Here is a 14,842-nt window from a genome sequence, read left to right as displayed (position 1 = left end):
GGCGCCCGCGCGCGGCAACCCGCAGACGGAAGTGCGCGAGGGCCCGGAACGGCCGCCCGGCGGGCGGTTGCGGGCCTTCGGGGCGCCGGCGCCCCGAAGGCCCGCGGCACCCACTCGGGTGATGTCGTGCCCGCCGGTCCGGCGGGCACGGGCCCCGGTTTCCCCCCGCTTCCGCACGATCTCCCGGCGCCCGGGCCGTAATCCGTTCCCGGCGTTCCCGTGGCGGCCGGATGCTATCCGGAGTTTTGACATTCCGCTTAAAGTCATACAGTCTTCTCGGCATGTCTGACCGTCACCCGATCGAGTGCGCCGCCATTGAGCTGGCGCTGATCGGCGTGGCCGCGCACTGCGTTTCCGACAATCTCTGTCGCTGAATCCGCCTGTCCCGACGCGTAGCGGTGATCGCCGCCCCGGGACGTCGCCCCTTCCTGCGGGCGCGGTGCCGCTCACTCTCCTCACGGCCTCACTGTCGCCCGCCTTCCTCCGTACACCATCGGTAGCGAAAGGCCCCCTTTCCGATGTCTCGAACCACCTTCACCCCCCGCCGCCTCGCCGCGGCGACCGTCACCGTCGCCCTGGCCGTCGGAGTGGCGGCGTGCGGACCGAAGGGCGACGGCGGTGGAAGCACCGGCAAGGACGCCGCGCCGCAGCAGGGCGGCACCCTCACCGTCCTCAACCAGAACCCGCAGGACCAGTTCGACCCCGCACGGCTCTACACCTCCGGCGGCGGCAACGTGCCCTCCCTGGTCTTCCGCACCCTCACCACCCGCAACCGGGCCGACGGCGCGGCCGGCACCAAGGTCGTCCCCGACCTCGCCACCGACACCGGCACCCCCTCGGAGGGCGCGACGGTGTGGACGTACCACCTCAAGGACGGCCTGAAGTACGAGGACGGCTCGGCGATCACCACCGCCGATATCAAGTACGGCATCGAAAGGTCATTCGCCCCCGAACTCTCCGGCGGGGCACCATTCCTGAGGGACTGGCTGGTCGGCGCCGCCGACTACCAGGGCCCGTACAAGGACGGCCGCGGTCTGGACGCGATCGAGACGCCGGACGAGAAGACCATCACCTTCCGTCTCAACAAGCCCGAGGGCGACTTCCCGTACCTGGCCACCCAGACGCAGTTCGCCCCCGTCCCGAAGGCCAAGGACACCGGGACGAAGTACCAGGAGCACCCCGTCTCCTCCGGCCCCTACCAGGTCGTCAAGAACGAGAACGACGGCGCACACCTCGTCCTCAAGCGCAACCCCAACTGGTCCGCGGCCAACGACGACCAGCGCAAGGCGTACCCGGACACCGTCGACGTGCAGTCCGGGCTCGACCCGGCGGTGATCAACCAGCGGCTCTCCGCCGGCACCGGCGCCGACGCGGCCGCCGTCACCACCGACACCAACCTCGGCCCCTCCGAGCTCGCCCAGGTGAAGGACGACAAGGCGCTCGCCGCCCGCGTCGGCACCGGCCACTTCGGCTACGTCAACTACCTGGCGTTCAACCCCAAGGTCAAGCCCTTCGACAACCCCAAGGTCCGGCAGGCCGTCGCCTACGCGCTCAACCGCACCTCGGTCGTCAACGCCGCCGGCGGCTCCTCGCTCGCCGAGGCCGCCACCACCTACCTGCCCGCCCAGGAGACCTTCGGGTACACGCCCTACGACCCGTTCCCGGCCGGCGCCACCGGCAACCCGGAGAAGGCCAAGGAGCTGCTGAAGGAGGCCGGCTACCCGGACGGCCTGACCATCACGCTCACCCACTCCACCGAATCGGGCAAGGGCTACGGCCCGAACCTGGCCACCGCCGTCCAGGACGGCCTGAAGGCGGCCGGGATCACCGTCCAGCTCGACGCCCTGGACTCCACCAGGTACTCCAAGACGATCCACACCGTGAGCACCGAACCCGGCCTCTTCCTCTCCGGCTGGGGCGCCGACTGGCCCTCCGGCGGCCCGTTCCTCGCGCCGATCTTCGACGGCCGGCAGATCGTCACCGACGGCTACAACTTCAACTCCGCGCAGCTGGACGACCCGTCGGTGAACGACGAGATCGACCAGATCAACAAGATCACCGACCACGCCGAGGCGGCCAAGCGCTGGGGTGCCCTGGACAAGCGGATCGGCGACCAGGCCCTGACCGTCCCGCTGTTCCACCCCGTCTACAAGCGGCTGTCGGGCAAGGACGTCCGCAACATCGTCATCAGCGACTGGACCGGCGTGCTCGACATCTCCCAGGTCGCGGTCAAGTAGCGGACGGGATCGGACGGATCGGTCGGACAACCATGGCTCCACAGGAACCCCAGGCCGGGGAGGCCCTCGCGGCCTCCCCGGCCGCCGGGGGCCGGACGGTGTGGCGGCGGCTGCTCGCGCGGCGCGCCGTCCTCGCCGCCGGCCTCGTCATCGCCCTGCTCGCCCTGATCGCGGCAGCGGCACCGCTGCTCAGCGCGATCGAGGGCCAGGACCCCACCAGCTACCACAACGACCTGCTCGACTCGGCGGCCGGCGGGGTGCCCACCGGCTCCTTCGGCGGCGTCAGCGCCGAGCACTGGCTCGGCGTCGAACCCGGCACCGGGCGCGACGTGTTCGCCCGACTGGTCCACGGCGCCCGGATCTCGCTGCTCGTCGCCGTCGGCGCCACCCTCGTCCAGGTCGCCATCGGCGTCCTGCTCGGCCTCGCCGCGGGCCTCGGCAGCCGGCTGCTCGACCAGCTGATCGGCAACACCACCGAGGTGATGCTCGCGCTGCCCTCGCTGGTCTTCGCCATCTCGCTGATGGCCGTCGTGCCCTCCGACTTCCCCCGCCCGCTCCTGCTGACCCTGGTCATCGGGCTGCTCGGCTGGGCCGGCACCGCCCGGCTGGTCCGGGCGCAGACGCTCAGCCTCCGCCAGCTCGACTACGTGGCCGCGGCCCGGCTCGCCGGCGCCACCCGGTGGCGGATCGCCCGCCGGGAGCTGCTGCCGTCCCTGGCCGCGCCGGTCATCACCTACGCCGCGGTGCTGCTGCCGTCCAACGTGATCGCCGAGGCCGGGCTGTCCTTCCTCGGCGTGGGCGTCAAGCCGCCGACCTCGTCGTGGGGCCAGATGCTCTCCGGCGCGACCACCTGGTTCCGCGCCGACCCGATGTACGTGCTGCTCCCGTCCGCCCTGCTGTTCGCCACGGTGCTCGCCTTCACCGTGCTCGGCGACGCCGTCCGCACCGAGCTCGACCCCCGCGCGGCCTCCCGGCTGCGGGTCGGAACGGCGCGCGGCGCCGGCTCGTCGGGCAACGGACCGTCGGGCACCGCATCGCCGGGCAGCGGCACGCCGGACCCCGCCAGCCCCGGCCCGTCGGCCGCCACCGAGGAGGCCACCGCATGACCCGCTTCCTGCTCCGCAGGGCCATCGGCATGGTCGGCGTCCTGCTCGCCATCTCGCTGATCGTCTACGCGGTCTTCTACATCGCCCCCGGCGACCCCGCCCAGCTGGCCTGCGGCGAGAAGTGCAGCCCCGCCCAGGTCCTCCAGGTGCGCGAACGCCTCGGCCTCGACGCACCGGTCTACCTCCAGTACGCCCACTTCCTCCAGGGCGTCGTCGCCGGCCGCGACTTCAGCGCCGGGACGGGCCTGCTGCACTGCCCGGCGCCGTGCCTGGGCGTCTCCTACCGCAGCGGCGAGCAGGTCACCGACATGATCGCCGCCCGGCTCCCGGTGACGGCCTCGCTGGCACTCGGCGCGATGGTGCTCTGGCTGGCCCTCGGGGTCGGTACCGGGCTGCTCTCCGCGCTGCGCCGGGGCCGGCTCAGCGAGCGGCTGCTGACCGCGCTGACGCTGGCCGGCAACTCCATCCCGGTCTTCGTCATCGGCCTGGTGCTGCTCATCGTCCTGTGCGCCCAGCTCCAGTGGCTGCCGTTCCCGAGCTACGTACCGCTCACCGAGGACCCGCAGCAGTGGTTCTGGGGCCTGCTGCTGCCCTGGGTCTCGCTCGCGCTCATCGAGTCCGCCAAGTACGCCCGGCTGACCCGCTCGTCCATGCTGGAGACCCTCGCCGACGACCACATCCGGACCTTCCGGGCGTACGGCGTCAGCGAGCGGCGCCTGGTGACCAGGCACGCGCTGCGCGGCGCGCTCACCCCGGTGATCGCGCTCACCGCCATGGACCTCGGGACGATGTTCGGGTCCGCCGTGCTGACGGAGTCGCTGTTCGGGCTCCCGGGGCTCGGCAAGCTGCTGGTCAGCTCGGTCAGCCTGATCGACCTGCCGACCGTCGTCGGCCTCACCCTCGTCACCGGGTTCGCCGTGGTCCTCGCCAACGTCGTCGCGGACGTGCTCTACGCGGTGACCGATCGAAGGGTGGTCCTGACGTGAGCGCCGAACCCCTGGCTCCTCCCCTGGTCGACGTCCGGGATCTCGTCGTCGACTTCCCGGTCGGGGACGGGCACGTACGCGCCGTCGACGGCGTGGGCTTCACCCTGGAGGCCGGGCAGGCGCTCGGCATCGTCGGCGAGTCCGGGTCGGGCAAGAGCACCGTCGCCTACGGACTGCTCGGCCTGCACCGCGGCACCGGCGCCCGGGTCGGCGGCTCCGTCCGGGTCGCCGGCGTCGACGCCGTCACCGCCGAGGGTGACGAACTGCGGCGGCTGCGCGGCGGGTTGGCGGCCATGGTGTTCCAGGACCCGCTCTCCGCCCTCGACCCGTACTACGCCGTGGGCGACCAGATCGCCGAGGTCGTACGGGTCCACCGGGCCGTCTCCCGCCGGGCCGCCAGGGCCCGCGCCGTCGAGGTGCTCGGCCGCGTCGGCATCCCCGACCCGGCACGGCGCTCGCGGTCGCGCCCGCACGAGTTCAGCGGCGGCATGCGCCAGCGGGTGCTGATCGCGATGGCCCTGGCCTGCGAGCCGCGGCTGCTGGTCGCCGACGAGCCCACGACCGCGCTGGACGTCACCGTCCAGGCCCAGATCCTCGACCTGCTGCACGAGTTGCGGGCCGAGACCGGGGCCGGGCTGGTCCTGGTCACCCACGACCTGGGGGTGGTCGCCGGGAGCGTCGACCGGGTGCTGGTGATGAAGGACGGCCGGGCGGTGGAACACGGCCCGGTCACCGAGGTGCTGGGCGCGCCGCGCGAACCGTACACCCGCGCGCTGCTGTCGGCGGTGCCCCGGGTCCACGCTCCGGGCGCACCGACCGGGCCCGCCGGGCCTGCCGGGCCTGCCGCAGGCACCGCCGCCGACGGAGCCGCCGGGCGCACCGACGGCGACGTCCTGCTCGAAGCCACCGACCTGCGCCGTGAGTTCGCCACCCGCGGCGGCCTCACCCGGCGCGCGGCCCCCGTGGCCGCCGTGGACGGCGTCTCGCTCACCGTGCGCGCGGGCGAGACGCTGGGCATCGTCGGCGAGTCCGGCTCCGGCAAGACCACGCTCGGGCGGATGCTGGTCCGGCTGCTGGAGCCGACCGGCGGCCGGCTCCACTACCGCGGCCGGGACATCGGAGCGCTCGGGGAGAAGGAACTGCGCCCGCTCCGGCGGGAGTTGCAGATGGTCTTCCAGGACCCGGTGTCCTCGCTCAACCCGCGCCGCAGCATCGGGGAGTCCATCGCCGACCCGCTGCGCATCGCCGGTGGGAGCGACGAGCGCCGCATCCGCGCCCGGGTCGGCGAGCTCCTCGAACGGGTGGGCCTCGACGCCGACTGGTACCACCGCTATCCGCACGAGTTCTCCGGCGGGCAGCGCCAGCGGGTCGGCATCGCGCGGGCGCTCGCACCGCAGCCGCGACTGATCGTCTGCGACGAGCCGGTCTCCGCACTGGACGTCACCACCCAGGCCCAGGTGGTCGCGTTGCTCGGCGAGTTGCAGCGCGACCTCGGCCTCGCGCTGGTCTTCATCGCCCACGACCTCGCCGTGGTCCGGCAGGTGAGCGACCGGGTCGCGGTGATGCGGGCCGGGCGGATCGTGGAGCAGGGCGACGCCGACGCCGTGTACGACTCCCCCCAGCACGCGTACACCAAGGGCCTGCTGGCGGCCGTGCCGGTGCTGGACCCGGTCGAGGCGACCGCCCGGCGCAACGCGCGCCTGGCATCCGCCGGAGCCTGACCGACGCCCTGACCAGCTCCCGGCCGGGGCCCGCACCTCACCCGGTGCGGGCCCCGGCCGGAGTGCTCAGCTCAGGCAGCCGACGTGCGCCAGGGCCCGCTTGAGCAGCGCCCCCTGACCGCCGGGCATGTCCTGCTGCACCAGCGGGGATGCGGCCTCCTGCGGGCTGAACCAGACCAGGTCGAGCGCGTCCTGGCGCGGCCGGCAGTCGCCGGCCACCGGCACGACGTACGCCAGCGACACCGCGTGCTGGCGCGGGTCGTGGAACTCGGTGATCCCCAGGGTCGGGAAGTACTCGGCGACCGTGAACGGTTGCAGCGAGGCCGGGATCCGGGGCAGCGCCACCGGGCCGAGGTCCTTCTCCAGGTGCCGCAGCAGGGCGTCGCGGATCCGCTCGTGGTGCAGCACCCGGCCGGAGACCAGCGTGCGGCTGACCGTCCCGTCCGGTCCGATCCGCAGCAGGAGGCCGATCTGGGTGACCTCGCCGGCGTCGTCGACGCGGACCGGCACGGCCTCGACGTACAGGATCGGCATCTTGGCGCGGGTGGTCTCTAGTTCCTCGGGGGCGAGCCAGCCTGGCGTGGTTTCCGTCATGTCAGCCATTCGCCGATCGTACGTTCCCGGGCCCCGTCCGCGCCGGGCGCCCCGCCCGTCACACCGTCGAGCACCGACCCGCCGCACCGGCCCGCCGCACCGCTCCGCCCGGAGGCGCCCCACCAGAGCGCCCGGAACCGCGCTCGACGGGCACTTGAGGAATCCGGCCCCCACCCCCCGGCCCAACTAGGGTGCGACGCGTCCGCCCCACCATTCCGTCGACCCGAACAAGCAGCCGAATGACGCCCACCCGAGCGGACGCCCCGCGCCCGAGAGGAGAACCGCCATGCACCTCAAGGTCCTCGGCCCCCTCACCGCCGACCTCAACGGCATCTCCGTCGTCCCCACCGCCGCCAAGCAGCGCCAGATCCTGGCCCTCCTCGCGCTCTACCCGAACCGCATCCTGCCCACCGCCACCCTGATCGAGGAGATCTGGGGCGACGACCCGCCCAGACAGGCGCTCACCACCATGCAGACGTACATCCTGCAACTGCGCCGCCGGATCACCCACGGCCTCGGGCCGACCCCGCACATCACCGCCAAGGACATCCTGACCACCCGGCACGGCGGCTACCAGCTCACCACCCACCCGGACAACCTCGACGTCCACACCTACAGCCTGCTCACCACCCAGGGGCAGCACGCCTTCAACCACGGCCACGACCACCAGGCCGCCACCCACTTCCGGCAGGCCCTCGCGCTCTGGCACGGCCCGGCCCTGGTCGACGTGCGGCCCGGGCCGATCCTGGCCATCGAGATCATGCGCCTGGAGGAGAGCCGCCTGATCACCCTGGAACGCCGCATCGACACCGACCTGCGGCTCGGCCGGCACAACGAGCTCATCCCCGAACTCACCCACCTCACCCACCAGCACCCGCACCACGAGGGCCTGCACGCCCAGGCCATGGTCGCGCTCTACCGGGCCGGCCGGCAGACCACCGCCCTCGCCACCTACCACCACCTGCGGCACCGCCTCACCACCGAGCTCGGCATCCAGCCCTCCCCGCACCTGCAACACCTGCACCACGCGATCCTCACCCTCGACCCCACCCTCAACACCCCGACCACGGCCCACCCGACCACCTACAACCTCTACCCGGCCTGAGCTCCCGCCCCGACCACCCCACCGACCCCCGACCACCGACCACCCACCACCGGCCCGAGCTCCCAGCCCGCCCTCACCCCCAGGACCCGCCATGACCACCGCACCCGAGCAACCCCTCGCCCTGATCACCGGCGGCACCCGCGGGATCGGCCTCGCCATCGCCCGCGAGCTCGGCAGCCGCGGCCACCGTCTCTTCATCTGCGCCCGCACCGGCCCGCACATCACCGACGCGCTGGCCACCCTGCGCGGCGAGGGCCACCAGGCCGACGGCACCACCTGCGACGTGCGCGACCCCACCCAGGTCAGCGCGCTGATCCGGCACGTGGTGGCCGAGCACGGCCCGATCACCGTGCTGGTCAACAACGCCGGCCGCACCGGCGGCGGGCCGATCGCCACCACCACGGACGACCTCTGGTACGACGTCATCGACACCAACCTGAACGCCGTCTTCCTGGTCACCCGGGAGACCCTCAAGCACGGCCACCTCACCGGCACCGCGCACCCGCGGATCATCAACATCGCCTCCACCGCCGGGAAGCAGGCCGTCACCCTCGGCGCCCCGTACACCGCGAGCAAGCACGCCGTGATCGGCTTCACCCGGGCACTCGCCAAGGAACTGGCCCCGACCGGCACCACCGTCAACGCCATCTGCCCGGGCTACGTGCACACCCCGCACACCACCCGGATCCACCACGAGTACGCCACCGCCTACAACACCACCCCCGAGACCATCCACCAGCACTTCCAGACGCACATCCCGCTCGGCCGCTACACCACCCCGGAGGAGGTCGCCTCGCTGGCCGGCTACCTCACCTCCCCGACCGCCGCCAGCATCACCGCCCAGGCGCTGAACGTCTGCGGCGGCCTCGCCACCCAGTAACCCCGGCGCAACCCTGGCCGGCCCACGGGAAGGAACCGGGCTCCGGTGCCCGCTGATCAGCGATGACGAACCGTCACTTCTCCAGCGCACCCGTCACCCTGCTGGTGGCCGGCGCCCCGTCGCCCGAGCCCTGCCTGCCCGCCGCCCGTCCGCCGAGACGGCTCGACACCGGGGCGGTCAACGCCGCGCTGGCCCGGACCGCCACCCGCCGGTGGCGGCCGCCGCAGCCGCGCGGGGCCGGCCGGCCCCCGGAGTTCCTGCTGGTCGAGCTGCAACAGACGTACGAGGCCGACGTGCTGCGCGCCGCCCTGCGCGCCGTCGACGGGGCCAGTCCCACGCCCCAGGACCGGGCGGACGCGCTCTGGGAGCGCACGGTGGACGGCCCCGACGGGCTCGACCGGGTCCTGGCCGACCTCGGACGCGCCCTCGCCGCCGGAGCGCGGCTGCGCGCCGTCCTGGTCGAGGACCGCCGGGACGGCCTCCGGCGCCTGTTCGTCGGCATCGCCGCCGGACCGTCCGCGCGCGCCGCCGAACTCGTGGAGCGGCTGCGGGAGGCGCTGGCGCACCCGCCGGCGCCCGTCACGGTGCCGACCAGCGCGCTGCAACGGGAGATGCTGCGCCAGGTCATCGGGCGCGCCGACCACGGCGGGCGGCACGTCGAACAGCTGTCCTGGAACTGGCACGGGCCGCTGGACACCGACCGGTTCACCGCCGCCTGGCAGTCCGTGTTCGACCACGAGACGGTGCTGCGCGCCGCCTTCGACTGGGACGACACCGCCGGCGACCCCTGGATGGTGCTGCACGAACGGGCCGTCCCCGAAGTCACCCGGCACCCGCACGGCGCGGTCGGCTGGGACGACCTGCTGGAAGCCGACCGGCACCGCGGCTTCGACCTGCGCCGACCCGCCCTGCTGCGCGCCACCCTGCTCGACTCCGGCCCGCAGGACCAGGACGAGGGGCCGGCCACCCGGGTCCTGCTCACCTACCACCACGCGATGCTCGACGGCTGGAGCGTGCGGCTGCTCCTCCAGGCCTTCTACCGCGCCTACCTGACCGGCGGCGTCCTGCCCGGCGGCGAGCGCCGCCCCGACGTCCGCGACCACGCCCGCTGGCTCGACGCCCAGGGAAGCGACGCCGCCCGGCAGTTCTGGGCCACCCGGACCGCCGCCAGCGCCGTCCTCCCGCTCGCCCCCGACCCGACCCGGCGCGGCAGCGGACGCGCCCGGCGCCGGCTCACCCCGTACGAGGCGGTCCGGCTGCGCGGCTGGGCAGCCGCCTGGGGGGCGGGCGAGAGCAGCGCCCTCCAGGCCGCCTGGGCACTGCTGCTCTACCGCGCGGCGCAGTCCCGCGAGCAGCGCCGACCGGCCCGGGCGGTGCGGGTCGGCTTCGCGGTGACGGTCTCCGGACGGGGCATCCCGCTGGACGGCATCGACCGGCTGCCCGGCGCGCTGCGCAACCCGCTGCCGATCTCCGTCCGGGTGCACCCGGGCACGACGGTGCCGCAACTGCTCGCGGCCCTGCGCGACGGCGTGCTCGACCTCGCCGCCTACGAGTGGGTCTCGCCCGGACAGGCCCACCGCTGGAGCGCCACCCCGCGCGGGCAGCGGCCGCACAGCCTGGTCGTCCTGGAACACCAACCGACCGCCCCGCACCACCTGCGGCTGGAGACCGACCTGGCCGCGCACGGCATCCACGTGGAGAACCCCGTACCGGCCGGCACCTTCACCTCGTACCCGATCACCCTCGCCGCCCACTACGACGCCACCGGCGGACTCGTCCTCACCACCACCCACGACCGCGCCCTGCTGGCCGACCGGGACGCCGTCGAACTCCTCAGCCAGAGCGCCCACCTGCTGCGCACCTTCCCCGACCTGCCGAGCGGCCTCAGCACCTCGGAAGTGCTGCGCTCCACCCTCGCCGGACACCCCGCTCCCCGACCCGGCGGGCCCGCCGACCACCCGCCGGCCCCGGACGCGCCGACGGACGGCCCGGCCGTCCGGCTGGAGGTGCTGCGCCGGGCCGCCCGCCCGGGCGCGGGCTGGGTGCTGCTGCTGCCCCCGCCCGACGCCCCGCACACCCGCTACCCCGGCACCGCGCGCGGCTGGCCGGGGCCGCAGGCCCTCGGCGTGCTCCGCCCGGCCGCCGGCCCGCCGTCACCGGCCGCCTACCGCCCGGTCCTCGCCCCGCTACTGGAGTCCCCGGCCCCGGTCGCCCTGGTCGCCGCGCCCGGCAGCGGCGTCACCGCCTACGAGGTCGCCCGGCTCGGCCCGCCGGCCCGCCCCCCGCTGGTCGTCCTGCTCCCCGACGACGCCGCCCCGTCCGACCTGTTCGCCCTGGCCCCCCTCCTCGGCGGCACGCCCCCGCCGTGACGCCCTGCCCGCAGTCGTACCCTGAGGCATGGCCCGCTTCGTCCTGACCCGCCGTTCGCCGCTGCCCCCGGCCGTCTGCTGGGAGCGGCTGACCGCCTGGCCCCGGCACGGGGACCGGGTGCCGTTCACCCGGGTCACCGTGGTGCGGGGCGGTGGCGGGCAGGCGGGGGACGCCATCCTGGCCCGGACGGTCATCGGGCCGTTCCGGTTCGACGACCCGATGGAGATCGTCGGCCTGGCCGCCCCCGCACCCGGGCGCGACGGGCTGTGCCGGCTGGAGAAGCGGGGCCGGCTGGTGCTCGGCTGGGCCGAACTGCGCGTACGGGCCCCCGGCCAGGACACCGGGCAGGCCGGGGAGACCGGCGGATCCGAGGTGACCTGGACGGAGGAACTCCGGGTCGCGCGCCTGCCCGCGGCGCTCGACCCGCTCGTGGCCCGCGCCGGATGCCTGGTCTTCGGCCGGGTGCTGGACCAGCTGCTGGAGGCGGGACCCCGTACGGCCTGACGTCGCGCCAGAGCCGGTACTGCCGGCGGACGTACCCGCGCGGGTCGTCGTCGACCGTGACGCGGTCGTCCTCCGCCGGCGTCTGGTGACGGTCCCGACCAGTGGCGTCGGGTCGGGCGGTGGCGTCGGGTCGGCCGCCTACGCCGACAGGATCCGCCGCAGGACTTCCCGCAACTCGGCGTCGCCGGCGGGCGGGTGGGGCGCCTGCCAGGCGATGTGGCCGTCGGGGCGGGTGAGGAGCGCGCCGGTGGCGGGGAGGCCGGAGAGGCCGGGCCAGTCGGCTGCGGGCAGTGGCCGCAGCACGACGGGCAGGCCTGCCGCTGCGGCGGTGTCGGCCTGGCGTTGCCAGGCGGGGTCGTCGGCGGCTGTGAGCAGGGTGAAGCCGGGGCCGACGAGGTCGAGCGTCGACGCCGCCCCGGGGAGTCCGGCCGGGCGCAGGTGCGGGAGGCGACCGCCGGGCCCGCCGTCGGGGTGCTCGCCGTCCGGATCCAGCGGCGGGCGGGCGGGCGCGTCGGGGTCGGCGTGGACGGCGGTGGAGCGGTAAGCCGCGGTGAGCAGCAGTTCGTCGTCGATCCGGTAGCCGGTGCGGGCGCGGGAGTTGGCGAAGGACAGGTCGATGACCTGGCGGGCGACGGGGCGACGCTCGGCCTGGTAGGTGTCCAGCAGCGCTTCGCCGGCCGACCCGGCCACGACCGCGGCGAGCTTCCAGGCCAGGTTGTCGGCGTCGCCGATGCCGGTGTTCATGCCGTGCCCGCCGGTGGGGGGCGTCACATGGGCCGCGTCGCCCGCGATCAGGACCCGTGACCGGCGGTAGGTGTCGGCGAGTTGGGCGTCCAGCCGCCAGGTCTGGGTGTCCCGGACGGTGACGTCGAGGTCGGGCAGTCCGGCGGCGTCGCGCACCAGCCGGGCCAGCTGCCGGTGGTCGCCGAGGAGGTCGGCGAGGTCGCCGCGCCCGGGGTCGTAGGGGTGCTGGTAGATCCAGTGCCGGTCGTTGTCCACGGCCAGGAAGCCGCCGCGGCCGGGCTCGGTGAGGAAGTAGGACGCGCTGGCCCGGTCGGCGACGACCTCGCCGAGCGGCGCCTCGAAGCGGATGCTGAGGAAGTGGCCGAGGCCGGTCGGCCCTGCCATGGCGATCCCGGCGCCGGTGCGGACGGTGCTCGCTGCGCCGTCGCAGCCGATCAGCCAGTCGGCGCGCACGCTGTGCCGGTCGCCGGTGGCCCGGTCCTCCAGCACCGCGTGCACGCCCTCGCCGCCGCCTGCGGATGCGCCGACACCGGCGGGCTCGGTGAACTCGGTGAACTCGGTGAAGGAGAGCAGCCGGGTGGCGAACCGTACGCCGTCCGGCGCGAGTTCACGGGCCCGGCGCAGCAGCACGGCCTCCAGGGCGTCCTGCGAGCAGATGAGCCCCGGCGACGGGGTGCGCTCGGCGCCGCCGTCCGGGGCGCCGGCCACGCCGGTGCGTACGAAGTCCGGGTCGACGAGGTCGCGGCCGCGGTAGAAGAAGACGTGCGAGGCCGGGAGCCCGGCCTGCCGGATGTCGGCTTCCAGGCCGAGCCTGCGAAAGATCTCCATCGAACGCGCGGACACGCCACGGGCCTTGGGGTGGCGGGAGGTGCCCTGGCGTGCCTCGACGAGCAGGTGCGGCACGCCGTGCCCGGAGAGCAGGAGCGACATGGTCAGGCCGACCGGGCCTGCGCCGACGATCAGGACGGACGTCGTTGCCGGGAATCGCATGCCACTCCTTCGTAACGCCTAATCTTTGATTTCGACGTTACCATGGGGTGCGCAAACGATCGGAAGGGGCGCACCCATGACCCAGGACCACGACGGCGGCAACCCCCGCGGCCTCCACTTCGTCACCGAGCTCGCGAACACCGTCCGCGCCGACCCCGAGGCGGGCGCCGCCGATCTGCAAGCCCTCCTGGAACGCCACGGAGGCCCGCCCTTCCGGCTCACCGACGCCGACGCCAGGGAGCTGCGCGAAGCCGCCGCCCCGCTGATCGGCATCCTCGCCCTCCACGACGAGGACGAGGCGGCCGAAGCGATCAACACCCTGCTCGACCACTACCCGGCCCGCCCCCGCCTCGTCCGCCTCCCCGGCCGCCCCTGGTCGATGCACACCCAGGCGCCCCCGGCCGCCGGCCTCACCCACTGGCTGCTCTCCACCTCCGCCCTGGCCCTCGGCCTGTGGCTCAGCGAGCGCGGCACCTGCGCCTGGGGCGAGTGCGCCGCCCCCGACTGCGACCGGTTCTTCATCGACACCGGCCGCCGCACCCCGCAGCGCTTCTGCACCCCGCGCTGCGCCACCCGGGTGCGGGTCGCCGCCCACCGGGCCCAGCGCGCCACTGGCTGACGGCCCGCCCCTACCGTTCGGCCGGCCGGGGCGGACTCCCAGGCCGCGTAGCCGCCGAGCAGGTCGCAGGCCTCGGCGTGGCCGTGGTGGCTCACTCGCGGCGACGGACGAACGGAGGCCGCCGGCGCAGTGGAGGACGAGGCGGCGGTCGGCGGACAGGCTCCGGCCGCAGGCGGAGCCTGCGCCGTGGGCGGGGAAGACCAGGGTCTCGTCGGGCAGATGATGGACCCCGCCGGGGTGGGCGTGCGGGCGACGGCGTGGACCCGGACCACAGGTGCATGCGGTGTGGCGGGCAGTCCCCCGGCCGTGAGGGGCCCGAACGTTCGCCGGTCCGTCCGAACCGAGCAGTGCGACGGGATCCGTTCCCCGAGACTCGGGGGCGCCCCGCACGCGGGTACGTGCGGGGCGCCCCCTCATGCGCTGCTGTCAGGCGGGGCGGATGTGCTCAGCCTGCGGGCCTTTCGGGCCCTGCACGACGTCGAAGGCCACCTTCTGGCCCTCCTGGAGTTCACGGAAGCCCTGGGCGTCGATGTTCGAGTAGTGGGCGAACACGTCGGGGCCGCCGCCGTCCTGCTCGATGAAGCCGAAGCCCTTTTCGGCGTTGAACCATTTCACAGTGCCGGTAGCCATGTGCTTGTCCTTCATGGGAACTGATCGGGATCCCACCGGTGCGGGCCCGAAGGTGATCGCCCTGGTCCGGAAAGGCGTCGAACAGCAAGAACGCGCACGGCACGTAACCGCAGGCGATGACTTCGGAACCACGACAGCTTGATCAAAACGCTACACCGCAGCGGACTCCTCAGCCAGGGAGTCGAACCCGACACGGAGCGGCGAGGCTGTGGCGCCGTACGCGCTCCGGCCGTGTCGAGCCGCCGGCGGTGGCGAACACGGGCGGGACTCCCCTGCCGAACGGATGCGGGGGGCCTCGCACCGGCAGACCCGGGGAGAGGAACCGACCTCGGAGGAGAGCGATGACCAGTAGCAGC

13 protein-coding genes are annotated in these 14,842 nt (G+C 74.3%); 10 read left to right on the top strand and 3 right to left on the bottom strand.

The window, feature by feature from the left end:
• Positions 1–281: 281 nt before the first annotated feature.
• From AB0O19_RS26415 to AB0O19_RS26395, 5 genes are all read left to right on the top strand, one after another.
• The gene (locus AB0O19_RS26415; protein ID WP_317620150.1) at positions 282–374 is read left to right on the top strand and encodes an Ms4533A family Cys-rich leader peptide; all 93 of its coding nucleotides are present in this window, start codon (positions 282–284) and stop codon (positions 372–374) included.
• A gap of 144 nt (positions 375–518) precedes the next feature.
• On the top strand, positions 519–2,237 hold the full coding sequence (locus AB0O19_RS26410) for an ABC transporter substrate-binding protein (protein WP_363622946.1): 1,719 nt from the start codon (positions 519–521) through the stop codon (positions 2,235–2,237).
• A gap of 32 nt (positions 2,238–2,269) precedes the next feature.
• A complete protein-coding gene (locus tag AB0O19_RS26405) occupies positions 2,270–3,343 on the top strand; it encodes an ABC transporter permease (RefSeq protein WP_363622944.1) in 1,074 nt (357 codons plus the stop codon).
• On the top strand, positions 3,340–4,329 hold the full coding sequence (locus AB0O19_RS26400) for an ABC transporter permease (RefSeq protein ID WP_363622942.1): 990 nt from the start codon (positions 3,340–3,342) through the stop codon (positions 4,327–4,329). Before AB0O19_RS26405 ends, AB0O19_RS26400 begins: the two co-directional genes overlap by 4 nt.
• A gap of 11 nt (positions 4,330–4,340) precedes the next feature.
• Positions 4,341–6,050, top strand: coding sequence for an ABC transporter ATP-binding protein (locus tag AB0O19_RS26395; RefSeq protein WP_363622987.1), 1,710 nt, complete (start codon positions 4,341–4,343; stop codon positions 6,048–6,050).
• Positions 6,051–6,116: 66 nt separating this feature from the next.
• On the opposite strand, the gene AB0O19_RS26390 is transcribed toward AB0O19_RS26395, so the two are convergent.
• Positions 6,117–6,644: an NUDIX hydrolase family protein gene (locus tag AB0O19_RS26390; RefSeq protein WP_350884975.1), complete on the bottom strand. Its 528-nt coding sequence runs from the start codon at positions 6,642–6,644 to the stop codon at positions 6,117–6,119.
• Between the two features lie 286 nt (positions 6,645–6,930).
• Here AB0O19_RS26390 and AB0O19_RS26385 point away from each other — a divergent pair, with 286 nt between their 5' ends.
• The 4 genes from AB0O19_RS26385 to AB0O19_RS26370 all read left to right on the top strand — a co-directional run bounded on the left by AB0O19_RS26385 (position 6,931) and on the right by AB0O19_RS26370 (position 11,503).
• Entirely contained in the window at positions 6,931–7,749 is an 819-nt protein-coding gene (locus tag AB0O19_RS26385) for an AfsR/SARP family transcriptional regulator (RefSeq protein ID WP_363586377.1), read from the top strand.
• A 91-nt stretch (positions 7,750–7,840) separates the two neighbouring features.
• On the top strand, positions 7,841–8,629 hold the full coding sequence (locus AB0O19_RS26380) for an SDR family NAD(P)-dependent oxidoreductase (protein WP_363586376.1): 789 nt from the start codon (positions 7,841–7,843) through the stop codon (positions 8,627–8,629).
• Positions 8,630–8,691: 62 nt separating this feature from the next.
• On the top strand, positions 8,692–10,998 hold the full coding sequence (locus tag AB0O19_RS26375; protein WP_363622940.1) for a condensation domain-containing protein: 2,307 nt from the start codon (positions 8,692–8,694) through the stop codon (positions 10,996–10,998).
• Positions 10,999–11,026: 28 nt separating this feature from the next.
• Positions 11,027–11,503 carry an SRPBCC family protein gene (locus AB0O19_RS26370; RefSeq protein WP_363622938.1) on the top strand — a complete coding sequence of 159 codons (477 nt, stop codon included), beginning with the start codon at positions 11,027–11,029 and terminating at the stop codon, positions 11,501–11,503.
• A gap of 138 nt (positions 11,504–11,641) precedes the next feature.
• Here AB0O19_RS26370 and AB0O19_RS26365 read toward each other — a convergent pair whose 3' ends face one another.
• The gene (locus AB0O19_RS26365; RefSeq protein WP_363622936.1) at positions 11,642–13,237 is read right to left on the bottom strand and encodes an FAD-dependent monooxygenase; all 1,596 of its coding nucleotides are present in this window, start codon (positions 13,235–13,237) and stop codon (positions 11,642–11,644) included.
• Positions 13,238–13,313: 76 nt separating this feature from the next.
• Here AB0O19_RS26365 and AB0O19_RS26360 point away from each other — a divergent pair, with 76 nt between their 5' ends.
• Positions 13,314–13,856: a CGNR zinc finger domain-containing protein gene (locus AB0O19_RS26360; RefSeq protein WP_363622934.1), complete on the top strand. Its 543-nt coding sequence runs from the start codon at positions 13,314–13,316 to the stop codon at positions 13,854–13,856.
• A 426-nt stretch (positions 13,857–14,282) separates the two neighbouring features.
• On the opposite strand, the gene AB0O19_RS26355 is transcribed toward AB0O19_RS26360, so the two are convergent.
• Complete coding sequence (locus AB0O19_RS26355) at positions 14,283–14,486, bottom strand: cold-shock protein (protein ID WP_363622932.1); 204 nt, start codon at positions 14,484–14,486, stop codon at positions 14,283–14,285.
• Between the last annotated feature and the right edge of the window lie 356 nt (positions 14,487–14,842).

The sequence above is a fragment of the Kitasatospora sp. NPDC091276 genome (genome assembly GCF_040684355.1).
Lineage (GTDB): Bacteria > Actinomycetota > Actinomycetes > Streptomycetales > Streptomycetaceae > Kitasatospora.
Note: the sequence above shows the minus strand (reverse complement) of the source record. Positions and strands in the feature narration are given on the sequence as shown.